We start from the raw sequence: 25389 nt of genomic DNA on the forward strand, positions 1-25389 counted from the left end.
GCAGATCTTCCGCAGATCCCGCATCAGCCCCAACCGCATGACCGTCATCGCCAAAGCTGTCCTCACCCTGGAGAGGCAACGCTGAAAGACCTCACTGGATCAGGTCGGTGTGCGGGTGCTCGGGGGAGGCCGGGCAGACGTAGAGCTGCATGTTGTCGGCGCTGCCCACTTCGACCCGCGTGGGCTGCGCGGGGTTCAGACCGGCCGGGTGGGCGGCGGCGTGGGCGGCGGCCCGGTCCTCCTGCGGCGCCCAGCCGCGCGTGCCGCCGTCCCATTCGAAGGAGGCGATGGTCAGCAGCGGGACCATCTGGGCCTCGCAGACAGCGCAATACCGGCGGTACGGGTCGGTGCGGCCCCAGGGCGGCCAGCCGCATCGCCCTCCCCACCGAATGCATCAGCTCCCTCAAGACCCACCGGGAACGACAGCATGAAGAACGCGAAGCTGCCGGAACAGGCTGGACAGACATCGGGCTCGTCTTCACCACCCCCACCGGTAGACCTCTCGATCCCACCAACCTCACCCGCCGCTTCCGCCGTCTTCTCCACCGCGCGCAGCTCCGGACCATCCGCTTCCACGACCTCCGACACTCGACCGCGACCCTGCTCCTGGAACAGGGCATCGACCTCGTCGTGATCAAGGAACTCCTCGGCCACGCCCACATCGGCGTCACCGCCGGCATCTACGCCCACGTCCGGCTCCGCCTCCAGCGCCACGCCATCGACACCCTCGGCAACGCCCTCGGCCCGGGCGACAATGCCCCCGACGACCCACCCACCGCGGCCGTCGTCCGTTGACGTTGCCGTCAGCGTTGCCGTCAAAAGACCCTGAAGGCCCGCCGGAACCATTCCGGCGGGCCTTCAGTACGTCCTCAGGCAGATCAAATCCCAGCAGGGATCAGTCGACCCATCCCTGAATGTTCGACCTCGACTCGATCGAGAAATAGCCCTCGACGTTCATCCTCGAGGCGGTCTTCCTTTCGTAATGCTCCGACGCGAGGTAGAGCAACCCCTCAGCCTCCTGAGCAAACGGCGCAACGAAGCGATCGAATCCGACACCAGAACTCAGGACATCGCCGTATGCCCTTTCTCCCGCCAAGATGCACGCACATCGGGCATAAAGGAAGTGGTCGCTCGTCTGCGGCAGTTTCAAACCATTGGCAAGCGCCACTGGCACCTCCGCCAGATCCCTCCTGTCGATCCGATAGAGCGACTCCCGAAGTCGCTCAACAAATCGACTCAAGGCATCGGGCGTCATCACGCTGAGCCGCCCGGAGATCCGCTCCAGGGCAGATTCGATCTCGCTCTCATCCTGGACGGAGCTTGAGCCGATGACCTTCCAGAAATCAGTCACTTCGAGCCGCTCCTACCAGAGTCCGAGTTGTTCGAACTTTTCGGCATCTTGCCTTTGCTCCAAGATTTTCTTGCCCGGCGACGCAATGTCATTCGACAGATCGACTCCCTGACCGCGCAGTTCTTCCATCCGGAGATGTTCGGCAACGAACAAATCATCATTCGTTCCGCAAACGTGCGTACAGGTCGCATCTCCGCGGCTCTTCAGGCGCCCACTGTCGATGTGATCCTGCAAGCGGTTATTGAAGTTCTTCGTCTTGCCGACATACGTCTTTCCGGGATTCAGCTGATCCTCGAACTCGTAAATCCCTTGATTCTTGTTGCAGTTATGCACAAGAACCGGCGTAGCCCCCGCCAGCACATAGTACGTGTGCTACGCGGCCCCTCTCTATCTGCGTATTCGCAGATCAGCGGCGGTTTCGGGTTCCGCTGGTGTCCGTGGTTGTGCGGGAGAATCCGTGGGTGTTGCCGTCGCTACTGCCGTCAAGGGCTCGGGCCGCGCGGTCGCGTTGCCGCTGGCGTGGTGTCACCCTCGGGGACTTCACTGCCATGCGCCAGGCTCGGCACGGACGAGGGCACGGACGGTCTGCTCATACAGTTCGTGGCCGCTCTGGGCGCAGTGTCCGGCGATCCAGCGGGTCAGTTCGTCCGAGGTGTGCAGTGTGCCTGACGTGGCACCGCAGCTGCGCTCTTCGCCAGTGACGCAGATCGCCTCCATGACCGGCAGCGCCAGAGGGTCGGGGACGGTGGTCACGTGGTATTCGCGGAAGCGGTAACGCCCCCGAGAGGCATCGCGTACTGGTGCGCCGGCGTTCGCAGAGTCAGGCATCCTCGGTCGCCACTTCCTGATCCGGGATGCGCTGTCCGCGCGATTCCGCCACCCTGAGCACGTCCGCCAGAGCTTCTGTCAACCGGCGGGCCAACCAGCGACATTCGGTCGCCGACAGGGCTTTCGCGCCAGGTTCCGTGGCATCGCGGGCGTACTCCAGCAGTTCCTGGCCCATGCTGAGCTGTACCGTCTCAATGCTGTCGGCGAGGGCGGAGAGGTAGCCCCGGCCATCGGTGCTCAGGTAGCAGGGCTTCCCCTCCGGGCTGGTCCACGGCAGTAAGCGGGGACCTCCCCCGCCCGACGAGGCGTCATACAGCTCTCTGCGACGCATACGGTCGGCATCGCTCCTGGGCTGGCTCACTGGCACCCCCGGCCTGGGTCACTGATGGTGGACACACCGACCGTAGGCACTGACTGATCGTCACCCCAGCCAGGAGTCATGGCAGTTCGCGACTCTTGGTTCACAAACTGCCACGCTGCGTGGCAGCTACCCGACGACGCCCAGGTAGTCGGCCATTTCGCGCATCTCCGTCGTGAGGGTGCGCTTGCGCTTGCCCAGGATCTCCTGCATGGTCTCGGCGGCCCCGTTCTGGTGCCGCAGCCACTGCGGGGCGGCTTCCCTGGCGCGGGTCAACTCGTCCATGGCGGCGGACAGGTCGCCGGTCCGGGTGTGGGCGCGCGCCACATCGAGGGTGAAGCGGTTCCCGTCGTTGGTGCTGGGCCTGCCCAAGCGCCTCCACGCCTTGGGCGACAACTCCTCCTGCTCGCCTGCCTTGCGCACCACCGCGCGGGCGTCGCCGATGACCAGGGAGTCTTCAAGTGCCTTGACCGCGACGGTGACCGGCCCGAAGACGGACCAGTGCCGGGAAACATTGCGATGCGCTGTCCCGACAGCGGTTGCCGCGACCCGGGCGGCCTGACGGTACGCCTTCGCCTCGTCGGGCCGGTTGTTCCTCGCGGCTGCTGCGGCGGCCTCCATCGCCAGGCCGCCCCACACCGCGTAGTGGTCCGGCTCGGCGCCGGTGATCTTCGGCTCCACCGCGTCCATGCTCCGGGCAGCGACCTGTTCCGCCTCGTCCAAGCGGCCCTGGCGCACCAGCAGCCAGCACATGCAGCCGACACCGGAGCCCGCCGCAAGCATGTCTCCGGCCTGACGGGCATCCATGATGGCGCCGCGCACAGCGGCGTACGCGATGTCGTACTGCCGTACCTGGGTGAGGTAGGTGCCGGCCAGACGCAGCGCCTCGGCGCGGGCCAACAGTGCCTGCCGGTGCTCGTCCCCGCCGTCGTAGTAGGCAACGGCTTGTGCCGCATCACGCAACAAGACCGGCAGTTGAGCCGCGACGCTCTTGTAGCTGTCCGAGAAGTACAGCACCCGTGCGTCTTGCAGCGTCCGCCGGAAGGTACGCAGGTTCGGCTCCTCGGCCACGGATTCGGCGTCCTGGTCCACGAGCCCGACGGCCGGGGTGAGGACGGCGCGGAGCTGGATCAGGTTGACCCGGTTCGGCTCCTCGGTCCGCCCGACGGGCTCCGGGGCATCGGACGCCATCAACGCGGCCGTGGTCACCCCCAGCGCGCGGGCGAGCGTGTGCAGGGTCTCCATGCGGAGAGTGCCGCCCTGCTCAGCCTTGCGAACCGTGCCCGGCGATACACCTGCGGCATGAGCCAGTTCCTCCTGGCTCATCCCCGCGCGACGCCGGTACCTGCGGACGTTGTCGGCCAGCTCCGTAATCATCAACTCACCACCTCCCACTCCACGGTACGCCCGGCCGACACATCACCCGGGGACGATCCGGCACACACCCACCCACAGGAGTGCCCCACCACCTGGCGAGCCGGAACACAGGCAGCATCCGGGCCTGAGCGGGAGGGGGTCCCTCGTCGGTCGGCAGCTTCGCCGTACCAGGGTTCCCCGGGGGCCGCCAAGGCTCACACCGTGACGCATGCGCTCGGCCTTGGCGGCCCCCGGGGGTTCCTGGTACGCCTCCGGTGACCGGTCGGCGAGGGACCCCCTCCCGCGACCCCGACCCCACACCACGACGAAGCCGCACCCGCAAGTCGACCCCCTGCCCCTCAGAGAGAGGGCCGGGGTCTGGGGCAGGGCCCCAGGATGGTTCGCTGTGCTGGCTGTTGCGCGCCCGGCCCTGCGGGGCCGTCGCCAGCGGGGCGGAGACAGGAGCGGGCGGCGGCCCCGCAGGGCCGGAGCGCGCGCGGGCCGCGCCAGCGGACCGCCTTGATCAAGTAAAGAAACTCTGAACAGCTCACCCACTGGTCAAGCTGCCCGGCCGATGGTCAGGGTCGCCGCTGCCTGCGCTTCTTCGATTCGGCCAGTGCGGTTTCCAGCTTCTCGCTCGGCGACACGTCCGGCTTGGCGTCATCGCCATGGAGAGGCGGCAGGAATAGGCCGCGTCGGCTCTTCTCTCGCTTGACCTTCCTGCGCTCGTTGAAGAGCCGCTGGTGCTCCTCGCGGACCGTGGCCCATCGCTGGTCCAGCTCCGCTTCTCGTTCCAGCAGCTCGTCATCGCTGAGGTCGGCGAACTCGGTGGCGGCTGAGCGGGCCTCTCGGTCGATCTCCTCCCTCAGCAGGTAGTTCGTGATGGGACTGTGGTGCTTGTCCGGCTCCGGTTCCTGGCGTACGAAGACGCCGCGCCCCTTGACCGCGTACACAAGCCCTGCCTGCTTGAGCCTCCGGTAGGCGTTCTGGGCGGTGGAGTTGGCGACTTGGAACCGCTCTTGGATCTCGCGGGCCGGGGGCAGCTGCGAGCCGGGAGGGTAGACGCCCTCCACGATCTCTCGGTGGAGGGTGTCGGCCACCTGAACGTACGGCGGCCGGCCGTCTTCGTTACGGATGGCATCGACCGGCCAGTCCGGCTCTCCGGTTCCAGCTTCGCCGTGCTCACTGTCGGTCGGCTCGGCGCTTCCGTTCGCGGACATGCTGACGAAGCTGCCCCGGCCGAGCTGGGAATGGACCAACCCTTCCTGCTTGAGGACCCGCAGAGCGTTTTGAACAGTGGAGCTGGAGACACCGAACCTCTCCCCCAGCACGTTGGCCGAGGGCAGGCGCTCACCGGGGCGGAACTCGCCGTTCAGGATCGCGTCCCGTAGAGCTTCGGCGGCCTGGAGATACGGCGGCCGGGGGTCCTCGTCCAAGGGCAGGGTCATGCCCCCACGGTATCGCCGGCAGCCCGTAGCGCTACAGGCACATCCACGTGATACCCATCTGCCGCCCACTACACCTCATCGATGCCACAAGCTAATCGCTCTTGCAAGATGAGCGATCTTCTCCTTATGCTCATGGCGAGTCGATCAAGCGGCTCCAACGAACGAGGATGTGATGGCATGGCCATGACTCGTATCCGTGTTGCCCTGCTGCCGTCGGCGGTCTGTATCGCGGGCACCGACCCGGTGCTGAAGATCAAGGACCAGCAGACCGGGGAGGTCGCCACCGACCGGGAGACCGGCGCGTCGCTGTACACGGTGACGGTGATGCTCATGGAGGACGGCCGGGCCGAGGTCCTGAAGATCACCGTCCCGGAGACCGGGCTGGCCACCGGGCTCAAGCCGGGTGTGATGGTGCGGCCGGTGGACCTGTTCGCGACCCCGTGGGCGCGGATCTTCAACGGGCAGCTCTCCGACGGCGTCGCCTACCGCGCCGCCCGCCTGGAGCTGGTGACGGTGGAGGCGGCCCAGTGACCTCCTTCGAAAGCGCCGCGCCGGAGCGGGAGTTGTACCCGCTCCGGCCCCTTCCGGGGACCCACATGCTCCGTCTGATACACGAGAAGGAGGCCTGACGTGGAAGCCGTGACGGAATACGCGCCGGATGCGCTGCTGGCCGTGGCCGTGCTGGTCGGTGTGTGGCTGCTGGTGACGGTGGTGCGCTACGTGCGGGCCGACCGGGGCACGCGGGTCAGCATGCGGCAGGCCGTGCGGGTGCGCTGGGGATGGGCACGGCTCGCGCGGATGGCCGGGCTGACGGTCACCGACAAGACCCCGAGCCTGCTGGCGCAGATCACCGCGCAGAAGGACGGCCCCGCCCCCGCACCTCGGGTGCTCACTCCCCGGATCAAGGTGACGCCGGACCGGTTCGGCGTGATCGTCCGGGCGCGCACGCTGCCGCAGGTTGGGCTGCAGGAGTACCAGAAGTCGGCGCGGTTCCTGGCCGACGCCTGGCTGTGCACGCGGGTCTCCGTGCTGCCGGACGGCCCCGGCCGGGTGGTGATCCGGGGCGTGCGCTCCGACCCGCTGACCACGCCGACCGCGCACCGGCCCACAGGCCTCCCGCCCGTGGACCTGACGCGCTGGGAGCTGGGCATCGACGAGTATGCCGCCCGGATGTGGGTGTCCCTGGCCAATGTGCCTGGGGTGACGGTGGCCGGCGTCCCGGGTGCGGGCAAGACCTCGGGGGTCAACAAGTTCGTCCGTGACTTCGCGCCGTCTCCGTCCGTGCAGATCGTGACGGCGGACGGCAAGGTGTCGCGGGCCTCGGAGGGCGATTACGCCGACCTGGTCAAGCGGATGTTCGCGTTCTGCGGAGACGACCTCGATGAGGCGAACGCGCTGTTCAAGCGCCTGGTGGAGTTGCGCAAGCGGCGCTCGGCGACCATCCGGGACGTGCTGGGCGTGAAGAACATGTGGCACGTCGGCCCCTCGCCGCAGTGGCCGCTCACGGTCCTGATCATCGATGAGGCGCACACGTACTTCCGCGAGTACAAGGGCAGCGACGCCGCCACCAAACGGCTGGCCGCGCTGACGGCGGAGAACGCCCGGCTGGTGGAGGACCTGGTCAAGAAGGGCCGCAGCGTCGGCATCCTGGTGATCCTGATCAGCCAGAAGACCACCGGCGACGCCATCCCCACCTTCATCCGCGACGTGTGCCCCATCGGGCTGTCCTTCGCGCAGAAGACCGTGGAAGCCGCGGTGGCCGCACTCGGCGACGACATCCGTAACTGGCCCGATGCCAGCCCGGTGACCTTGCAGGACCCCGCCTACGTCGGCGTCGCGGTGATGGCGATGCAGGGCCGCCCCGGCTACACCCGAATCCGCACCCCCTACGTCTCCGACGCCGACGCGGCCCGCGTGGCCGAAGCCACCTCGCACCTGGCCGCCGACCCGGACCTGTGCCTGGACGCCCTCCTCGCCTCGACCGGCCGGACCACGGCACCCCTGCCGTCGCTCGCCAAGTAGCCCCGAAGGCCCACACCGGAAAGGAGGTTGAGGACATGGCGGAGGAACGGTTCACCCGGCGCACCGTGACCGTGGTCATGGCGGTCATCGCGGCCCTGGCCTTCGTCTTCTCCTTCGGTAACGTCTGGGCGCTCGCCCTGCGGCTCGGCGTCCCCCACCCGATCGCGCCACTGATCGCCCCCATGGTCGACCTGTCCGTCGTCGGGCTCCTGGTCGCGCTGCGGTTCCTGGCCCTGCGCGGCGTCCCCAAGGCGGAGTTGAAGGCCGGCACCCGGCTGCTGCACCTGTGCGGCCTGCTCACCCTCGCGCTGAACACCGCCGAACCGCTGCTGGCCGGACGCTACGGACGGGCCTGCCTGGACACCGTCGCTCCGCTCCTGCTCCTCGGCTGGGGCCACGTCGGCCCCGCCTTCCTCGCCCAGTTCCACACCCTCACCCGCCCCACCCCGCACCTGGAGGCCACCGCCGCCACCCTTGCCACCGATCCGGTGCCCGACGTCGCACCATCACCCGAATCGGCACTCCCGACGCCCGCCCCGGACATCGTCGCCACCCTGATCGAAGAGCTGGAGCCCGCTCCGGCTCCGGCCGCCGCTCCGCCGGTCGCCGTCACCATGACGGGCCGACGCGCTTCCGGCCCTGCCCTTCCGGCCGCCCTGCTGGACGCGGCCCGGCGCATCGCGGACACCCACCGCGCCGAGCACGGAACACCGATCACCGCCGCCCACCTGGGCACGCGCATGGGCATCGCCCTGCCGGTGGCCACCGCCGCACTCGCTCAGCTCTGAACCCCGGGCCACAGCGGCCGAATTCCCCTCGCTGAACCCACGCCCGCCCCTGGGTCTGGTTCGTCATGCCCCGAGCAGCACCAACATGCCTCCCTGACTTGCTGGTTGCTGCTCGGGGCCACCCACCCGAACAGAAGGGACACGCCCCGAATGGTCACCCTGGACCTGCGCCACGTGGCAAGCCCCGCCCTACGGGACCTGCTCCACCTCGTCAACCACCCCGACTTCGACCGCGCACACCAGCAGATCGAACACCTCGGCGGCTGCACCGAACCCGTCCGCCTGACCGGCCGCACCACCACCGTCGACACCACGACCGGCGAGGTACTGCGTACCTACAACACGTCGGACGAGCCGACGGGCAGCCTGCTCACCACCTGCGGCAACCGCCGCGCCTCCCGCTGCCCGGCCTGCTCCCGCCTCTACGCCGCCGACACCTACCACCTCATCCGCGCCGGCCTCTCTGGCGGAAAAACCGTCCCCGACACCGTCCGCACCCACCCCCGCGTCTTCGCCACCCTCACCGCACCCTCCTTCGGCCCCGTCCACAACCGCCCCACCAGCCCCGGCGGCGGCACCCGGCCCTGCCGCTGCCGCCAGCTCCACGAACCTAACGACGCCCTGCTGGGCACGCCGCTGAACCCGGCGACGTACGACTACACAGGCGCGGTCCTGTTCAACGCCCACGCCTCCGCCCTGTGGGCCCGCTTCACCACCTACCTGCGCCGCGAGCTCGCCGCCCGACTCGGCCTCACCCAGAAAGCCGCCCGCGCCGTGCTGCGGGTCTCCTTCGCCAAGGTCGCCGAATACCAAAAGCGCGGCCTGGTCCACTTCCACGCCGTCATCCGCCTCGACGGCCCCGACGGCAACACCACGCCCCCGCCCCCGTCTGCCACCGCCGCCATGCTCACCGACGCCATCCGGACCTCAGCCCTCCGAGTCCGAGTGGCCGTCACGTCGGACGCGATCGGGGAGCGCGAACTCACCTGGGGCACACAGCTCGACGTGCGCGAGATCGCCGCCTTCGGCACCGACGCCGAACTCACCGACCAGGCCGTGGCCGCCTACGTAGCCAAGTACGCCACCAAATCCGCCGACGCCTCCGGCACCCTCGACCACGCCCTGTTCTGCCGCCCCTGCCAGGGACGCGGCGCCACCCTCCTGCCCCACGGAACCCCGCTCCCGTGCACCACCTGCGGCGGCACCGGACAGGCCCGCCCCCTGCCCCGGCTCACCGTCGCCCGGCACGTGCGGCAGATGATCCGCACCTGCTGGGACCTGGGCAGGCTGCCGGAATTCGCCGGCCTCAAGCTCTGGAAGTGGGCACACATGCTCGGCTTCCGAGGCCACTTCTCCACCAAGTCCCGCAGCTATTCCACCACCCTGGGCGCGCTGCGCGACGCCCGCCGCACCTGGCGCACCGAACAAGCCCGCACCCACACCGGCCTGCCCGAGTCCGGCCCGACAACCACGCTCGTCGTCGGTCACTGGGACTACCTCGGCTCGGGCTACAGCCCCGGCTCGGCCCTTCTCGCGGCCGACGTCTGGCATCGCAAGGAACTGGAACGGCAGTTCGCGGCCGAAGGGGGCTGTTGATGGCCTCGCCCCCGCTCGCCGTCCTCCACGCGGAGGTGACCCCGGCGCTGGATCTGCTGACGGTGCCCCAGGTCATGGCCCGCCTCCAGCTCGGTCGCTCCGCTGTCTACGACCTGCTCCGCTCCGGCCAGCTCGCCTCGATCACCCTCGGCCGCGCCCGCCGCATCCCCACCCACGCCCTCACCGACTTCATCCGTGCCCGCCTCGAACAGGAAGCCGCCGCCTGATGACCACGCCGCGCCCCGCCTCATCCCGCCGCACCCGCTCCCGCGCCAACGGCGACGGAACCGTCTACCAGCGCAAGGACCGCCGCTGGGAGGCCGCCGGATACGTACTCGCCCCCGGCAACACCCGCAAGCGCGTCCGCGTCTACGGCACCACCCGCAAGGAAGCCCTCGCCAAGCTCACCGAGAAGATCGCCGCCAGCAACCTCGGCCTGCCCGTCGCAGCAGCCGACAGCACCGTCAGCGCGTACCTGACCTACTGGCTCAACGGCGTTGCCGTCCACCAGGTACGGGAGAACACCTACACCCGCTACGCCGCCTGCGTCCGCCTCCACCTCACCCCCGGCCTCGGGGCCAAGAAACTCGCCCGGCTCACCACCCGTGACGTCCGCACCTTCCTCGACGGACTCCGCGCCACCTGCCAGTGCTGCGCCCAAGGAAGGGACACGGCCCGCCGGCAGTGCTGCGCCATCGGCCATTGCTGCGGCAAGCGGCTCTCCCCCCTGACCGTGGCCTATGTCCACTCCGTCCTCAAGTCCGCGCTGGAGCACGCCGTCCGCGAAGACGACCTGCCCCGCAACGTCGCCCGCAACATCAAGACCCCCACACCCCGCCCTCGGCGCTTCAAGCCCTTCACCGCGAGCGAGGCCCGGCAGTTCCTCCACGCAGCCAGCAGCGACCGGCTGAACGCCCTGTACGAACTCGCCCTGCGCACCGGGCTCCGCAAGGGCGAACTCCTCGGGCTGCACTGGGAAGACCTCGACCTCAACACTGGCACCGCCAGCATCCACCGCTCCCTCCAGCGCACCCCCACCGGCGGCCTGACCATCCTGCACACCAAGACCCGCGCCTCCGAACGCCGCATCGCCCTCCCCACCGAATGCATCAACTCCCTCAAGATCCACCAGGAGCGACGGCAGAAAGAACGTCGGGCAGCCGGAACGGGCTGGACGGACAACGGGCTCGTCTTCACCACCCCCACCGGTAGACCTCTCGAGCCCACCACCCTCACCCGCCGCTTCCGCCATCTCCTCCACCGTGCTGGACTCCGGATGATCCGCTTCCACGACCTCCGGCACTCCACCGCCACCCTGCTCCTGGAATAGGGCATCGACCTCGTGGTCATCAAGGAACTTCTCGGCCACGCCCACATCGGTGTCACCGCCGGCGTCTATGCCCACGTTCGCCTCCGCCTCCAGCGCCAGGCCATCGACACCCTCGGCGACGCACTCAGCCCCACCGGCGACGACCCCGACGACCCACCCACCACAGCCGTCGTCCACTGACGTTGCCGTCACCGTTGCCGTCAAATGCCTCTGGGGCCCGCAGAATATCGGCGGGCCCCAGAGGCATTTTCATCAGAACAGAGAATTGCGTCACCCCGAGTCTGGGCTCTCGGGCAGGATTCCGGGAATCATTACGAATTAGATCGCGATCGAATCCACGCTTGCTCGAATTCCTTCGGATCGATCAACTCGGCATCAAACTCCGACTGGCAGGAGATTTCCTCAAGTGCAGGAAATTTAATTTCCGAAAGTCCGACCGTAGCGGTCTCGTAGCTTCCGTCCGCCCATTCGGATCGACCATCCCGATAGAACTGCACCTTCCGAGTCTCGTAACCGTCGTCACTAAGCTCGCTGAGGTACAGCATTGGGTCGTCGGCAGAGCCGTGGCTCCATGCGACCTTGATATGCCTCACGAATTTGAGTCTCCGCGAGGGGAATCAACTCCCAGACAGGCGACAACTCCATCAAGCTCGGGATCCATAAAGAGCTGGAAATAATATCCACCCCGTCCGCGATCATCGATGAATCCGATGGAAAGATCGGCGCCGTCGTACGCACGGAGAGCATCAAGAGCGTCACCGAATCCGATCGTAGACTGTCCGGATCGCCGAGTACCTCGCTCCCTCCTCTCGTACACAGCGAGTAGGCGCTGAACTGGCACAGCTTCAGGCCAGACCTCATACTCGGCGCCAGCACTTAGAGCCGATCGGGAAAGAAGACGCGCTTCACCCTCTCCCGCGAGGAGTTGAATTAGACGACTTCTTTCCACGACACCCTCCACTTAACCCTCGAACTTTCCCGGCTTCGAACTGCCAGCTTCTAGCATGCCAACAGTGGACCACTCATCAGCCGCCGGGTATGTGCCACGGCCCTCTATTGATACTGATCTCCGCACCGTCAATCACCCCGCGCAATGCGTGTTCGGACTCCTCGTACACCTCATGTGCGGTTCCATGAATCTGTACATCCCTTCCAGCTGGGACACTCGAATGCGGTATTCGCATCACAATCCCTCCGGGGCCCAGCTCATCGGCAGCGTCAAGAGCTACGTCTTCATAGTCGTGAGTCCACGACGTGAATTCGCTATCCGTATTGCCGCCTGCGTGACGCCCCGGATCGCTATGTCCGCCGTGCGGGACGGCGCGTCCCTCCAGTGCGTCGTCATACTTCGGATGCCCGTTGGGAACTCCGCGATAAAGGTAGTCATCCCCTCCACCACAGTTATGAACCAGGACCGGCGTCTGTCCCGCCAGCACATAGTACGTGTGCTCCCCCGCGACGGTCAGGTTGTGAACCGTCGCCCGTTGGACCGTCCACCGTTTGACCGCCGTGATCTGGACGTGAGTGCCTGCGCTGGTGCGGAGCCATTCGCCGGCCTTCAGGCCGGTCGCCTTGATCCACTCGCCTAGTTCGGGGACCCAGAAGGGGTGGCCGTCGGTGGCGGTGACAGAGGCTGTCTTCCTGCCTCGCTTCCCGTCGATGTCGACGGTGACCTTGACGAGGTGCTTGAGGCCAACGCCCTTGATCTCGGCAGTGACCGTTTCCTTCTTTGTCTTTCCGGTTTCTGGGTCCGTCGCCAGGACCTCATCACCGATGTCGATGTCTTCTATGCGTTTCGTGCTGCCGTCGGCCATCAGGACCAGAGTTCCGCCGACGAAGCTGTTACATAGCGCCTTTGCGGCCTTATTTGTTTTCTTCCAGTCCTTGAACGCGCCCCACAACGTCTTCGCCAGATTGACGATCCGCTTGCCCAGGGCGTACGCCTTGTTGACTCGGTACCAGTACTTGGCGATGAGCTTGCCGAGTGGTCCGCCACTGACGACGGAGCTGACGACGTTCAGGACGGTGGATCCGCAGGCGCCGAGCGCGCCCGTGGTGAAGCAGTCCAGCGCGTCGGTGATGCCGAGCTCGTCGGCGATGATTTTGCCCAGTTCCTTGGCTATGCCGATGGCTCTCGCCTTGGCGGCGTCAGCCTTGGCCTGGGCGGCGCGTGCCCTGACCGCGGCAGCGGTGTCCTGGCCGAGCGCCTTCTCCAAGGTGAAGCCGGCCGCCCTCGCATTCGCGGAGAGACGGATCGGCCCTGGCTCGTGGCCCGGAGTCGTGTTCTCGCACAACGGGCATGGCCGCGTGGGGCAGTCGACCTCGGCGCAGGTTCCGGAGGGGTCGGAGTAGGTGACGGGGTTGTTGTAGCTGTAGGCGTAGCCGTTGATCTGTTGCGGGTTGTCGAAGTTGACGACCGGGTCGGCGGATATGAAGCGGCCCCTGTCCGAGTCGTACTCCCGGGCCCCCAGGTTGACCAGGCCCGATGTGGTGTCGTTCGTACCGCCTACGAAGCCCTTGTCGTCGACCCACTTGTTGGGATCGGCCGAGTCGGCGTCGCGGGCCGCGCCGAACGGGTCGAGGCGGCGGCGCTGTGTCTCGCCGGTCGTGGCGTTGACCGCGAGTTCGGCGGTGCCGTGGTGGTCACCGGCGAGGAAGGTCACGCCGCTGGAGTCACGAACCGCCACGGTCTGGTCGCCCAGCGAGTAGTAGCGCTTGGCCGTGACCGCCTTCGTGGAGTTGTCGAGGTGCAGCTCCATTCCCGGCAGGTAGAACGTCGTCTCCGCCTTCGTCTTGCGGAGCAGACGGGCGCCGGACGCGTCATAGGTGTACGACGACGTGCTGCCGTCGGCGTTGGTGACCTTGGTCAGCTCGTTCTGCTTGTCCCAGGTCAGGGTCTGGGTGTCGCCGCCCAGAACTCGGGTGTCGGTATTGCCCGCGTCGTCGTAGCGGTAGCTGTTCTGGGACTTGATCGCCGGGGTGGTGTCGGTCGCGGATCTGTCGGTGACGACCGTGGTGAGCTGGTGCGGGCCCTCCCCCTTCTCGCTGTAGGTGTAGCTCTTGGCCTCGGTGGCCGCACCCGCGATGCCGTGATCGGTCTCGCTGGTGCGGTTTCCGAGGTTGTCGTAGCCGTAGGAGCGCCAGTAGGGGGAGACTCCGCCGACCGTCGACGATGAGGGAGCGGAGGTGCAGGCCGCGTCCGTGCTTCCCGTGCCGACAGCTCCATCAGGGGTCTTGGAGGACGTCCAGTCCTCCGTCATCCTCTGCAGCCCGTCGTAGCGGAAGCACTGTACGTCGCGAGCGCCGCCCGTCGGGTTGTCGACGATGGAGGTGACGTTGCCGCCGGCGTCGTACGTGTAATCGGCGTCGTACGCCACCGAGGTTGCGCTGCCGACGTCGACGCGGGCGTTGGCCAGGCGCTTCGTGCCCTGTTCGTAGGAATAGGTGAGCCAGGTCTTCTTGTCGGACTTGCCTCCGGTGTTCAGCTCCAATTGCTCAAGCTGGCTGGTCGGCGAGTAGGTCACGTCCGTGACATAACTCCCGCCACCGAGGGAGCTGTTGAGGGCGATCGGCCGCTGGAGGTCGTCGTACTGGTAGGAGATCGCCTCGGCCGACAGCCCGCCCGCCGCCGGATAGTTCTGGCCCTGGACCGTCCCGTCGTCGTTGTACTGCGCGTTGAACTCGTACGTGCCGCCCAGTTCCGGCTCGGCCGACTTGGAAAGCGTGTATTTGGTGGTGGTGGGCTGGTAGTCGTTGGCGGAGTCGAGGACCGGATGGGTCACCGACGAGTAGACCGCGCCGTCCTTGTACGTGTAGGTGCCGTACAACTCACCCTTGGCGACCGAGTCGTACGTGGAGACCGACAGCTTGGTGCCGGTGTCCGCCGCGCCCTGCCAGGTCGACTTGACGCGGCCGAGGTCGTCATAGACGGTGCTCGTGGTGTTGCCGCGGGAGTCGGTCACCGAGGTCTGCTGGTCCAGGTCGTCGTAACCGAAAGCGGACGTTCCGGTGTCCGGGTCGGTTGCCGACTTCTTGCGACCACGCTGGTCGTATGCGTAGGTCCAGATGTTGCCCGCGTCGTCGGTGACCTTGGTCAGCTTGCCGTCGACGGTGCGGGTGTACTTCGTGGAGATGTAATCGGCTCTCGTGCCCGTGGGCTGCGGAGCACTGTCCTTGTACTCCCGCAGTTCGACCGTGTTGCCGCGGACGTCCGTGATGGTGGTCGTCGGGGTCTGGCCGGTCGGCGGATCCATGTGCACTCGGTCGCCGTCATAGGCGTAGGTGGTGCGGTACTTCTCGATGCCGGCGACCTTGAAGACCTCGGCTCTGACCCTGCCGTCGCCGTCGTACTCGGTGACGGTCTGCCCGTCGATGTCGGCGTTCCGCGGGCCGAAGAGCGTGCTGCTCGGTGGGTCGGCGGCCGAGTAGGTGTCGTTGGTCTGGACGATGCGGCCGGAGCCGTCGTAATAGGTGTCCGCTATGAGACGAGTCCCCTGCAGACCCTCCGTCTGGACCTGGCGGGGCCTGAGCAGACCGTCGTAGAGCGTGTACTCGGTGCTGTAGCTCGTTCCGCCCTTCTTCAGCCGTTCCGTCTTCACGTAGTCGGGTCCGGTGGTGCGGATGCCGTAGGTGTACTTCACGGAGGCCGGGAAGTCGGACGCCTTGGGGCGATCGGGCAGCCACACCGAGGTGAGACGGCCCAGGCCGTCGTAGGCCATGTCGGTGCGCTTGCCGTTCACGTCGACCTGGGCGGTGACATTGCCCCATGCCGGCGCGTACTCGGTCTTCGTGATCCAGCCGAGCGGGTTCGTCTCCGTCTTGGCGGTGGCCAGACCGTACGTGTCGGTGTAGTCGACCGACTTGGTGTGGCCGAGCGCGTCCTTCATCGTCTTCGGACGGCCGTACTGGTCGTAGGTGGTCGTGGACACGGTCTGGTACGTGGCGACCGTGCCGTCATGTGACGACAGGCGCTTGGTCGTGGTCACGTCGCCGGTCGTGGGAGCTGCGCCGGTCGTGGTCGTGCCGTCGTAGAGCGACACCTCGTCGGAGAGCACGTCCTTCGAACGGTCAGGTGTGGCGGAGCAGTCCACGTCGACCGCTTCGACGCGCGCGACGTACGCGTACATGTGCTTGCTCGCGTTGTCGGCGTACTGCGTGCGGGTGCACTTGTTGTCGTCGACATTCGTCTCGCCGTAGTCGGCCACCTGGACCACTCGGCCGAGCGCGTCGTAGCTCGTGGTGGACGCCGACTGCCGCCAACCGCCGCTGGACAGCGCCTCGTACGTGTCAGTGCGTTCGGGCCGTATGAAACGGGCGGTGCGGGTGCCCCAGTCCTCGGTCTGAGTCGCGGTGGACTTGCTCCAGAGCGTGTTGATGGACTTCTCGACGACTTTGTCGCCGTCGTACGTCGTGGTCTCCAGTTCGAAGCCGGACTTCCAGTCGTCGTCCGTGTACGTGGTGCCGGTGGAGTCCTTCACCGTCGACGACGTGGTGCCGCTGTCCAGGCCGCGGAAGAAGACGTGTTCGGTTCTGGTGTTGGAGGTGTTCTCCGTGCCGTCGGAGGTCTCGACGCGGACCTTGCCGTAACCGCGCCAGTCGTTCCATGTCAGGTACTCGGACTTGGTGATGCCATCCGGCTTCGCCTTACGCCAGCCGGCGTCACCGAGGTACGTGTACGAGGTGACCTGGTCGGGGCTGTCGGCCACCAGATCCTGTTCGACGACGGAGGAGACGACGTACTTGTGGAACCAGTCGGTGATGGGGTCCCTCTCACCCGGCGGGTTCCACTTGACCGGGTAGCAGCGCACTGTGGACTTGCCAACAGTGGGAAGGTCGGACGACGTGCACTGCGTATCCGCGTAGTTGACGGACAGAACACTGCCGGACTCGCTCTCCACCGCCGACATGCGGAAGCGGATGAACGGCTGGATGTTGTCGTCGGCGGCGTCGACCCGGTTGGCGAGCTGCTTTCCGTACAACTTCACGGAGGGGACCGACGCGTCGGTTCCGACCTTGCCGGTGTGGTCGATGGACTTCAACCACAGCGACTTCGAGCCGTCACCGTTGTCGGTGAAGACGTGGTCCAGTGTCCAGACGTCGACGTCGTCGTAGGTGGAGTCGCCTGTGCGGATCCTGGTGGTGATCTTGTCGAGCTGCTTGCGGGTCCAGAACGTGGGGGAGTTCTGCCCGGCACACTTCGTGTCCGCCTTGCAGTTGCTGTCCCAGGGGACATCGGGCCAGTCCGCGGCCTTCGCGTCCGTCAGCGCGTCGGGGGAACAGTCCGTGAGATCGCCGATGCAGCGCTCGGAGGTGGTGAAGACGACGCGGGCGGCCGGTTCGGTGTCGTAGACCTTCTGATCCCGTTGACCGTAGTCGATGCGCTTGAGGTAGCCGCCTCGCACGTAGGACTTGCCGTTCTCACCGGTTTTGAGGCCCTGCGTGTAGTAGTTGGTCTCCTTGGCGTAGTAGTAGGACGTGGCGTTGCCGTGGGTGTCGACGACGTAGTCGAGGTTCCAGCGCCATGCCTGGGTGCAGTAGGCCTTGGCGAAGGTGGCGTCGTAGCACGGCTCGCCGCTGTCGTCCCCGTAGACGGGAACGGTCCAGGCGGAGTCGGTCTCCTCGTCCCCGGAGGCGTATCCGGGCAGGTGGCTGAGGCCGAAGTAGTACTGGATCCCGGTGTCGTCGGTGACCCTCCAGTACTCACCGTTGTTGTCTCCGTTGGTGGCGCCCGTCAGCTTTTCGATCTTGGAGAAGTCGTCGGAGCTGACATGCCACTCACCGGTGGTGTCGTCCTTGATCAGTTCACCGGTGGCGCCGCCCGCGAGCGAGATGGTCGCGTTGTCGTTCGCCCAGCACTCGTCGCCGTAGGTGTCGTCGTGGCCGTCATCGGCGCACGGCTTGTAACGGCGCTCGATGAATCCGGGCTCGTACGAGAAGCCCTGACCGATCCACGACCCCTGGTTGTTGGTCGTCGCGGTCTGTCCGTCGATGGACTGGGAGCTGTACCCGAGGGAGACGCTGGGGGCCGAGCCTCCCGGCACCGGCGGCGCGCTGATCGGGTACGACCAGTTGAAGGCCCCCGAGGAGTTGGAAACGCTCCACTGTGAGGACGCCTTCAGTGGTGTCGCCGCGTAGTCGCCCTGGTCCCCGGAGGACCCGGCGGTCGCCGCGAGGACCGTTACCGAGCTCGCGTCGTCGGCTGCCGCTTCGGCGTTGCCCAGCTGGGTGTGGGCGCCCGCGGTGTCGGCCGCTGCGGCGACCTGGGCCGTCAGCGTCCGCTTGGCGGTGTCGTTGCTGCTGACCAGCGGTTTCGGCGTGGCGCACGTCTTCTTCTGCGGAGTGGTCAGTACGCAGGACGGGTATTGGACCAACCGCAGTCGTGAGCCGAAATCACCACCGTAGGCGCCGGCGAAGTCCGCGTAGTCGAGGCTCAGCTGGACGGGCGCCGCCTTCTCGCCACCGTCCGCACGGGACAAGGTCACCAGTGGCCCGTCGATGCCGACCGCCTTGGACTTCTTCCGGTCCAGCAGCGCCACACGCACCGAGCCGGGGCCGGCTTCGCCGGTGGCCGCCACCTTGATGGGGAGTTTCTCGGCTTCAGCGGGCCTTCCGGTCCTCGCAGCCGGAGCCAGCGTGACCTTTTCGGACGCGGCCTTGGGCCACTTCACTTCAGCGGCTGCCTTGACGGCCGACTTGGCCGCCTGGTCCCTCCCGGCATACCTCTTGGCCTTGACGTTCCTGCCTCTGACCGGATCATCGAGGTTCTTCTGGGTCGCGGGCCTGGTCAGGCCGTCATCCTTGGCCGCTGCCTCAGGGGCGTATTGCGGCAACAGGCCGACGGCCAGGGCGATACCGATGCCGAGCACTGTGCTCCGCACCGGTATGCGCCACCGTGACCGGTAGGGCGCTCTCATCACAGCTCCACGGGGAAGAAAGGATCATCAGCATGAAAAGGTGCGTGGGACATTGCGAGGCGGAGCGGGTGTCCGGCGACCGACTTTGTGGTTCGGTGGCAGGACACCCGCTCTGTGCCGGTGCTGTCAGGTGACGGTTTCCTCGATGTTCTCGCCTGACGGGAGCACGGCCACGGTCGGCACCATGCTCGCGTCCAGCGCGCCGCGGTACACACGCAGTTCGTCAACGGCACCGTTGAAGTAGGCGGACCCGGTGGCGCCGGTGAGTGTGCGGCCTACCTGGAGCGACGCCGTGGTGAAATCCCACTCGTTGTCCCAGGGCAACTGTGCGGCGAGCGTTCCGTTCACGTACAGGAGCACCTCGCCGAAGACCGCCGAGTAGACGATCGCCAGATGGTCGCCGTCGCCTTCGTTGCTGGGCAGCACACCTGCGGCATTGACGACCGAGGACGTAGCGGTAGTGTCGTCCTTGTCGGTGGCCGTCAGTTGCCAGCGGTCCGCGGAAGCCGCGTACCTCACCATGACCGCGCTGCCGTTCGTACCGGCCAGTGAGAGCACCGTCTGGTCCTTGGTCGATCCGGCGGTGGCGAGCCGGGCCCGCGCCGTGAGGGTGAAGCTGTCCTCCTTGGCCAGCAGCCCTGCCGCTCTGGCGGCGTAGGCGTCGGTGCCATTGAGAACCAGGTGGCCATCACCCCACAGAGCGTCGGCCGGCATTCCGCACTCCGGATCGACTTCCGGATCGCAGGAGTCGTCCGGCAGGTAGACGGAGGCACCTCCGCCCAGACTGAGGCCCACTCCACCGGCGGCCTCGGGGGCAACACCGTCCGTTGCCGAATCGACCTGCCAATAGGCGAGCTGACTCGCGGAGATGCCGCCGAGGTGCTCACCCTCAGCCTCCGGTACGACCCGGTCGTAGACCTTGACATCCGCGATGCTGCCCTTGAAATTGCCGGTGTAGCCGTCCAGGGACAGCTTCCGGCCGATCTGCAGGGGGCCCGTCGCGTTCCAGGTCGTACGGCGCTTCTGAACGTCCTCCTCCAGCAGGTCGCCGTTGACGAACAGGCTGAGCGTGCCCAGTTCGGCGTCGTAGACACCGATCAGGTGGGTCCAGCTGCCCGGCAGGGCCTTCGCGCCGGACACCTTCCACGTGCCCATGCCCTCCATGTCGTTCGCGGGCGTACGGAACGTCCAGGACTGGGTGTCCACGTCGTAGCCGAGGTCGAAGCCGGGAGCCCCGGTGCCGTCCTGGCTGACGATTGTCACGTCGTCGGTGGGCCTCTCGGAGATGTTCACCCAGGCACTGACGGAGAAGGTCTTACTGGTGTCGACCGCGGACCGGCCCGCGTCCAGGTAGGCACCGTCCGATCCGTCGAGTGTCGCGGCGGTGTCCGTAGGGCCGAGCGGGCCCTCGTTCCCGAAGGTCACACCGGAGCCGGGTGTCGCGTTCGGCGAGCCGGAGGTACCGATCGCGGTGGTGGAACCCTTGGCCTCGCCCAATGTCCAGCCGGCCGCGGGGGCACGGCCGTCACTGACCAGGAAGGTGTACGCGGTGGTTGTCTTCTGCGCGTTGCCGGCCCCGTCGACCGCCTTCGCCTCCACATACATGGGGCCTTCGTCCGGCGGCATCCATCGCACGGTGGCCGGTCCCCCGGTGGATTCCGCGTTCACGCTCTTCCAGGTGCTGTCCCCCTTGAAGCGGTACTTGTACGAGGCCACGTCCGTGGAGGCGGAGTCGAAGGTGAAACTGCCGTAGTCGCCCGCGCCCGCATGCCAGACGTCGTCGTCCGGGTATTCGGTGGAGGTGACCGTCGGGGCCTTGGGTGCGGTGGCATCGTAGATGAACTGGCAGCGGGTCGCGTCACCCGCGAGTGACCACGGCCCCCACGACTGGCCGTCGGAGCCTCGTACCGCCCAGCCGATGGTGACGTTCTGCGGGATCGTGTAGGCCGCGTCGTCCGGATCGTAGGTCGAGTCCGTTCCCACGGTGTAGGAGAAGAGTGCCCGTCCGGTCTGGCCACTGGCTGTGGCGTCCGTCGTGCTGATCTTCTTCGACAAGGTGTACTTGTCGTGGGTGGTACCGCCCGAAGTCCACCACACGTGGAACTGCGCCTGCAGCGTCTCGGTGTTGCTGCCTGTGTCACCGTGGTCGAGGTCCTTGATGACCGCCTTCAGCTTTGGCGCCTTGTCGACGTAGTGCTCGTCGGCTTTGCCGTACTCGCACACGCCGCCCGGTGTCATCGTGAGGTCGGTCATGGCCGGCTGCAACGGAGGCCGGTTGTAGGTCACTTCCAGATGGGCGTTGCCACAGAAGCGCTTCCAGTACGAGTAGTCATCCTCGTCTGCGGCCTTCAGCCGGAACGTGGTCGTGTCCCAGCCGCTGTCGGCCGCCTTCTGTACGGTGCTCCGCACGTTGAAGCGCACGTTCTGATTCGTGGAGGTGCAGGAGCCGGCCGGATTGGTCGGCGACTGCGAAGTGATCGCGTCCTTGAGGGAGGGCTGGTTGTCCCAGTCGGTTCCGGAGTTGATCGCGCTGGCGCCGGAGGAGTTGACCCGCCCCAGCTGCACCTCCTTCGCCGACTTGCTGTAGGTGTGCACCATCGTCACCGCGAACTCGGCCTTGACGATGTCCTTGTCCTCGAACGACCCCGTCGGCAGCGCGAAGAACTGACGTTTGACGTCGTTGCTGCTGGCGCAGCGGTAGGAGACGTCGGCGGGACACCGGCCCACGCCCTCGTCGTCCTTGAACTTCCAGAACGACGATCCCGAGTAGTACGAGGAGACCATCGTCCAACTGGTGCGGTTGGCCGTCTTGTACACCGGGTCGATGTAGACGGGGTAGACAGTGTCCTTCCCCTGGAGGAGACCGGCGTCAGGGGTGAGAGTCGCCCGGTCCGCGGAAGCGTCCACTCCCACTTCGGCGACCCGGGCGCCGTCCGGTGGGGTCACCGTACCGGCTTCGTCCGTACGGCCCGTGCCGCCCGTGGCCGAGGCGGTCGGCGACGGGCTGGGCGAGGTGTTGCCGTTCCCTGCCGTGCCCTGACTGGAGTCCCACATCATCGGCTGCGGTGCCTCGAACACGGTTCCACCGCTCGTCCTGTCCTCTGCCCGGAGACCGCTGGCCTCCGTTCTCGACAGTGTGACGGAGTCAGTCGTCACCGGGAGCTGGAGCTTGGCGAGTTCCGGATTGGCCGCGGCCTTGGCGTCCTTGACCACCAGGACGTGGGAAAAGCCCTCCGCGCCGGCAGTGACCTGCATGTCGACACCGTCGAAGACGTTGGCATACGTGGCCGTGGAGCCGGTGACACTGGGCTTGGGCAACTCGGTCTGCCACCCCAGGGACAGTGACCGTCCGTCCTTCTCCAGCCGGGCGAACGTCGCGTCGCCACCGCCTGAGAACGCCATCGGCGTCAGAGCGGCCTTCGGGGCGTACGTGCCGTCGGCCTGCTTGACGAGCGTGGTGTCGATGGCCTGCCATGTGCCATTCCTGCGAGCACGTATGGGCTGGACGTACTCGGTGGTGGTGAAGGTGCCGTCCGGATTGGCCACGGTGGTGCTGCGCTCATCACGCAGTGCGAGTACTTCCACACTTCTGCCGGAGGCAATCGCTCTGGCCTGGGCATCACCGCTACCCACCGCACCCGGCGGCGTGTCTCCGTCCGCGGCCGCGGCTGTCGGAGCCTCCGCGCCGGAGCTGGGCAGCAGGCCCAGACCGGAAGCCAACAGTGCGGTCAGTGTCAAGGCGATCACAGTGGCCCGCCGCCCCCGGCTGCCTCTGACGGGACGGTGGTTCATAGGGGCCTGCTTCTCTCTGACCATCACGCCGTCACCCGACCACGCCGAAGGAGGTCCCGGCATCGGGAACGCCTCCGGCGCCCGGCTTGATGGTCGTCGTCCCGGAGCTCGTCGTGCCGTTGATGTCCGTCCACGGGATCACGTACAGGACCCCTGCCGCGGTGTCGGACTCCTTGCTGTAGGGCACGCCGACGTACAGGTTCACGCTGCCGGAGACGAGGCTGATACCGAGGTAGTCACGGGCAGTCGCCGTGCCCGGCAGGACACCGCCTCCCGTCGTGCGACTGATGATCGCGTCGTTGGCCCCGATGGTGCTGTCCAGGGGCCGGAACAGCTGCACCACCCCGGCGTCCTTGACACCGCCGACTTCACGCCCGGGGATGCCCACCGCCAGTCGGATGGTGGCGTCACTGCTGACCACCGAGGTGTCCATGTTGCTGATCGCCACACGCTGCCCGAAGAAGTCGCCTTCGGTCGCCACGCCCTCGACGTCGGTCTTGTCCGCGTCGATGGGCGCTGTCTCCGTATAGGCACCCGACGGCTGGACACGGATCACCGTGGCCGTCCCCGCTCCCGCGGCCTCGCCGATGCCCTCACCCGGAGCACCGACGGCCAGGAGGGCGTCGGAATTGTAGGTCTGGTCGCTGGGCCGGTAGTTCGTCATGTCGATCGACGAGCCGAACTGGTCGTTGGCCTCGGCGACTCCCGCCAGACCGTCGTTCTTGGCACCCTGGTCGAGGCCGACGAGGCCGGTCGGCACGCCATCGGTGATGGTGTGGTCGAACACGGTCACCGCACCGGCGAACACCGCGTCGTCGCCGATCGTTTCGCCCGGCGCACCCACCGCGAAATAGCGATTCGTGCCCGCCAGTGAGTAGCCGAAGCGATCGTGTGCCTCGACGACACCCGGCACCCCGGGATCGTCCTGGTTGACGGTGTACTTCGTCGTGCCTCGCATGTAGTGGACACAGCCGGCGTCCGCGTAGTCCTTGCCCTGGCTGGTGACGTTCTCGCCGGGCACGCCGATGACCAGATAGGGGGAGTCGGTGGACGTCACACCCGCTTTGAGGGCGAAACCGAAGCGGTCGTACTCCTCGGTCGCCGTGCTCGCATCGAACTCGTGCTGGGTGTAGGTCTCGATGGCCGAACCGGCACCGATTCCCGCGGGCGTTCCGTGGATGACCCAGATGGCACCGGCATCGACGAGATCGGTCCCGCCCTCCCGGATGTCTTCGTACGGTGCCCCGATCACCAGGTCCGTGCATCCGTCGCCATCCGCGTCATAGGCCGTACGCGAGTAGCCGAACTGGTCACCGCGCTCGGGAGACGCCTTCATGCCGGTGGTCGCCTGCGAGATCTCGGAGACACCCTTACCGCCACCGAACACCACCCGCACCAGTCCGGCCCGTACCGCGCCGTTCACCGTGGCGTTCGGGTCCGCGACGACCGTGTCGCCCAGTCCGTCGCCGTTGAAGTCGCTGGAGGCGCCACCCGTGCACGTCGCCGCGGCAGCCGCCGGCTGCGGCAGCGAAACCAGCCCCCCGGCCATCGCCAGAGCCGTGGCCGCCAACGCGGCCAACCCGGCTGTGCTCATGCGTCTACGCATGAGACATCCACCCCACCCCTCATTATGCCGTTGTAATCCAGCCCCGAAGCATGCGCCAGGAAACTATCCACATCGCCCAACGCCGCAATTCAAGCGCCCGCAAAGCTACTTACATCCGCGAGCCCCATGTCAAGCACATGTCCAATTTACGCCAAAGAATTACCCCCAAGACTTACAAACAACTGGATTGCCGCCTTGCGCTGACATAACGAGCAAGCCTGGCGAACCTGTGGCTTCACGCTTGACGAGGTGCCGATCCGAACCTCATAGTTTCTTCACCGCCAACCCGCATGCTGTCCGCGGTTTCGGCACGCCAGGGGCGCACCGAAGGGTTCACAAGGGTGCGTATCAGTGGATCCCGCTCGTCGCCCGCCCGTAGTCCGGAATGGGGACGAAGCTCGTGGAACGCCTGAGGGCGTGCTTATCCGCATGCGCGGCGCATCACCCCGGTCGGCCGGCTCCTGACAGGCGCTACGACACTGCCGGAGAGCGAAACCGAGCCACGCGCCCCCATATCCGCTCCGCTCGACGACATCTCGACTCACCGGATGCCGAGCGGTTGAGAACCGCTGTTCCACCTTGCGCACACGGCGCCAGGAATGTCGGCCGGGCTACCTGGCCGAATTTCTTCGTCGTTCAGGACAGCGTTCTCGGCTTTGCCTGCCATCGGCTGGAATTCGATGCCGCCCCGCTCGCCCCGCGTACCGAATCCGTTCGCGGCATTGCCCGCATCAGGAGCAATGCCGCGCGGTTCGGTCGAGCCGCCGGCAGCCCTGTTCACCTCGGCCCCCCCTCACGGTGGCCGAATCAGGACGGCGCTCGACTCCGCCGGGAAACGACGCGAAAGCGGTAGCACCTCACAGTCCGCGCGCGTGGGGCAACGCGGGCGGGGCCCACCCCGTTGAGCTCGTAACACGATCTTGGTGAAACGTGCTGGTTGGCCGTGACCGGTGTGAAGATTCGGCCGTTCGTGATGGTGTGAGTACTCGGCCGTGGATCGT

17 protein-coding genes and 3 pseudogenes are annotated in these 25389 nt (G+C 66.9%); 8 read left to right on the forward strand and 12 right to left on the reverse strand.

The window, feature by feature from the left end:
* Nucleotides 1–85, forward strand: a pseudogene (locus IO29_RS38110) (IS5/IS1182 family transposase); the annotation flags it as partial.
* Between the two features lie 6 nt (nucleotides 86–91).
* Here the strand turns inward: IO29_RS38110 and IO29_RS28715 are convergent.
* A complete protein-coding gene (locus IO29_RS28715; RefSeq protein ID WP_030382762.1) occupies nucleotides 92–307 on the reverse strand; it encodes a hypothetical protein in 216 nt (71 codons plus the stop codon).
* A gap of 62 nt (nucleotides 308–369) precedes the next feature.
* On the opposite strand from IO29_RS28715, the pseudogene IO29_RS37140 reads away from it, so the two are divergent.
* Nucleotides 370–795: pseudogene (locus tag IO29_RS37140) on the forward strand (tyrosine-type recombinase/integrase); the annotation flags it as partial.
* A 100-nt stretch (nucleotides 796–895) separates the two neighbouring features.
* On the opposite strand, the gene IO29_RS28725 reads toward IO29_RS37140, so the two are convergent.
* The 6 genes from IO29_RS28725 to IO29_RS39110 form a co-directional block, all read right to left on the reverse strand.
* Complete coding sequence (locus IO29_RS28725) at nucleotides 896–1351, reverse strand: DUF4240 domain-containing protein (protein ID WP_030382764.1); 456 nt, start codon at nucleotides 1349–1351, stop codon at nucleotides 896–898.
* A 12-nt stretch (nucleotides 1352–1363) separates the two neighbouring features.
* Nucleotides 1364–1711 carry a GIY-YIG nuclease family protein gene (locus IO29_RS37145; protein WP_078618524.1) on the reverse strand — a complete coding sequence of 116 codons (348 nt, stop codon included), beginning with the start codon at nucleotides 1709–1711 and terminating at the stop codon, nucleotides 1364–1366.
* A gap of 180 nt (nucleotides 1712–1891) precedes the next feature.
* The gene (locus IO29_RS28730; RefSeq protein ID WP_051707978.1) at nucleotides 1892–2104 is read right to left on the reverse strand and encodes a DUF7848 domain-containing protein; all 213 of its coding nucleotides are present in this window, start codon (nucleotides 2102–2104) and stop codon (nucleotides 1892–1894) included.
* Between the two features lie 67 nt (nucleotides 2105–2171).
* Nucleotides 2172–2510 (reverse strand): hypothetical protein, encoded by a 339-nt coding sequence (locus tag IO29_RS28735; RefSeq protein ID WP_030382766.1) that lies wholly within the window; start codon nucleotides 2508–2510, stop codon nucleotides 2172–2174.
* A gap of 156 nt (nucleotides 2511–2666) precedes the next feature.
* Nucleotides 2667–3914: a helix-turn-helix domain-containing protein gene (locus IO29_RS28740; RefSeq protein ID WP_030382767.1), complete on the reverse strand. Its 1248-nt coding sequence runs from the start codon at nucleotides 3912–3914 to the stop codon at nucleotides 2667–2669.
* A 557-nt stretch (nucleotides 3915–4471) separates the two neighbouring features.
* Complete coding sequence (locus IO29_RS39110) at nucleotides 4472–5341, reverse strand: GntR family transcriptional regulator (protein ID WP_078618525.1); 870 nt, start codon at nucleotides 5339–5341, stop codon at nucleotides 4472–4474.
* Between the two features lie 177 nt (nucleotides 5342–5518).
* Between IO29_RS39110 and IO29_RS28750 the strand changes: the two genes are divergently transcribed.
* The 6 genes and pseudogenes from IO29_RS28750 (at nucleotide 5519) to IO29_RS28775 (ending at nucleotide 11257) form a co-directional block, all read left to right on the forward strand.
* Nucleotides 5519–5872, forward strand: coding sequence for an SCO3933 family regulatory protein (locus tag IO29_RS28750; protein ID WP_030382769.1), 354 nt, complete (start codon nucleotides 5519–5521; stop codon nucleotides 5870–5872).
* A gap of 99 nt (nucleotides 5873–5971) precedes the next feature.
* Nucleotides 5972–7363, forward strand: coding sequence for a cell division protein FtsK (locus tag IO29_RS28755; protein ID WP_030382770.1), 1392 nt, complete (start codon nucleotides 5972–5974; stop codon nucleotides 7361–7363).
* Nucleotides 7364–7398: 35 nt separating this feature from the next.
* Nucleotides 7399–8151, forward strand: a complete 753-nt coding sequence (locus IO29_RS28760) for a DUF2637 domain-containing protein (protein WP_030382771.1) — start codon at nucleotides 7399–7401, stop codon at nucleotides 8149–8151.
* Between the two features lie 150 nt (nucleotides 8152–8301).
* On the forward strand, nucleotides 8302–9747 hold the full coding sequence (locus IO29_RS28765; protein WP_030382772.1) for a replication initiator: 1446 nt from the start codon (nucleotides 8302–8304) through the stop codon (nucleotides 9745–9747).
* Nucleotides 9747–9974: a helix-turn-helix domain-containing protein gene (locus IO29_RS28770; RefSeq protein ID WP_030382773.1), complete on the forward strand. Its 228-nt coding sequence runs from the start codon at nucleotides 9747–9749 to the stop codon at nucleotides 9972–9974. The genes IO29_RS28765 and IO29_RS28770 overlap by 1 nt, the downstream gene beginning before the upstream one ends.
* Nucleotides 9974–11257, forward strand: a pseudogene (locus IO29_RS28775) (tyrosine-type recombinase/integrase). The gene IO29_RS28770 and the pseudogene IO29_RS28775 overlap by 1 nt, the downstream one beginning before the upstream one ends.
* 131 nt (nucleotides 11258–11388) lie before the next feature.
* Here the strand turns inward: IO29_RS28775 and IO29_RS37155 are convergent.
* From IO29_RS37155 to IO29_RS38685, 5 genes are all read right to left on the reverse strand, one after another.
* Complete coding sequence (locus tag IO29_RS37155) at nucleotides 11389–11670, reverse strand: DUF6881 domain-containing protein (RefSeq protein WP_078618526.1); 282 nt, start codon at nucleotides 11668–11670, stop codon at nucleotides 11389–11391.
* 432 nt (nucleotides 11671–12102) lie between these two features.
* Nucleotides 12103–18954: a polymorphic toxin-type HINT domain-containing protein gene (locus tag IO29_RS28785; RefSeq protein ID WP_234307669.1), complete on the reverse strand. Its 6852-nt coding sequence runs from the start codon at nucleotides 18952–18954 to the stop codon at nucleotides 12103–12105.
* A gap of 162 nt (nucleotides 18955–19116) precedes the next feature.
* A complete protein-coding gene (locus tag IO29_RS28790) occupies nucleotides 19117–22575 on the reverse strand; it encodes a LamG-like jellyroll fold domain-containing protein (RefSeq protein WP_234307670.1) in 3459 nt (1152 codons plus the stop codon).
* A 238-nt stretch (nucleotides 22576–22813) separates the two neighbouring features.
* Nucleotides 22814–24376 (reverse strand): integrin alpha, encoded by a 1563-nt coding sequence (locus IO29_RS28795; RefSeq protein WP_234307671.1) that lies wholly within the window; start codon nucleotides 24374–24376, stop codon nucleotides 22814–22816.
* 553 nt (nucleotides 24377–24929) lie between these two features.
* Entirely contained in the window at nucleotides 24930–25169 is a 240-nt protein-coding gene (locus IO29_RS38685) for a hypothetical protein (RefSeq protein ID WP_158709393.1), read from the reverse strand.
* Between the last annotated feature and the right edge of the window lie 220 nt (nucleotides 25170–25389).

The organism is Streptomyces sp. NRRL F-6676 (assembly GCF_000725625.1).
Classification (GTDB): Bacteria; Actinomycetota; Actinomycetes; order Streptomycetales; family Streptomycetaceae; genus Streptomyces.

What these genes read in the sequence shown, in the direction of transcription:
- IO29_RS28715 (WP_030382762.1), bottom strand. Translation starts at nt 307, where the DNA reads ATGGTCCCGCTGCTGACCATCGCCTCCTTCGAATGGGACGGCGGCACG.
- IO29_RS28735 (WP_030382766.1), bottom strand. Translation starts at nt 2,510, where the DNA reads ATGCGTCGCAGAGAGCTGTATGACGCCTCGTCGGGCGGGGGAGGTCCC.
- IO29_RS28740 (WP_030382767.1), bottom strand. Translation starts at nt 3,914, where the DNA reads ATGATTACGGAGCTGGCCGACAACGTCCGCAGGTACCGGCGTCGCGCG.
- IO29_RS39110 (WP_078618525.1), bottom strand. Translation starts at nt 5,341, where the DNA reads ATGACCCTGCCCTTGGACGAGGACCCCCGGCCGCCGTATCTCCAGGCC.
- IO29_RS28750 (WP_030382769.1), top strand. Translation starts at nt 5,519, where the DNA reads ATGGCCATGACTCGTATCCGTGTTGCCCTGCTGCCGTCGGCGGTCTGT.
- IO29_RS28760 (WP_030382771.1), top strand. Translation starts at nt 7,399, where the DNA reads ATGGCGGAGGAACGGTTCACCCGGCGCACCGTGACCGTGGTCATGGCG.
- IO29_RS28765 (WP_030382772.1), top strand. Translation starts at nt 8,302, where the DNA reads ATGGTCACCCTGGACCTGCGCCACGTGGCAAGCCCCGCCCTACGGGAC.
- IO29_RS28770 (WP_030382773.1), top strand. Translation starts at nt 9,747, where the DNA reads ATGGCCTCGCCCCCGCTCGCCGTCCTCCACGCGGAGGTGACCCCGGCG.
- IO29_RS28795 (WP_234307671.1), bottom strand. Translation starts at nt 24,376, where the DNA reads ATGAGCACAGCCGGGTTGGCCGCGTTGGCGGCCACGGCTCTGGCGATG.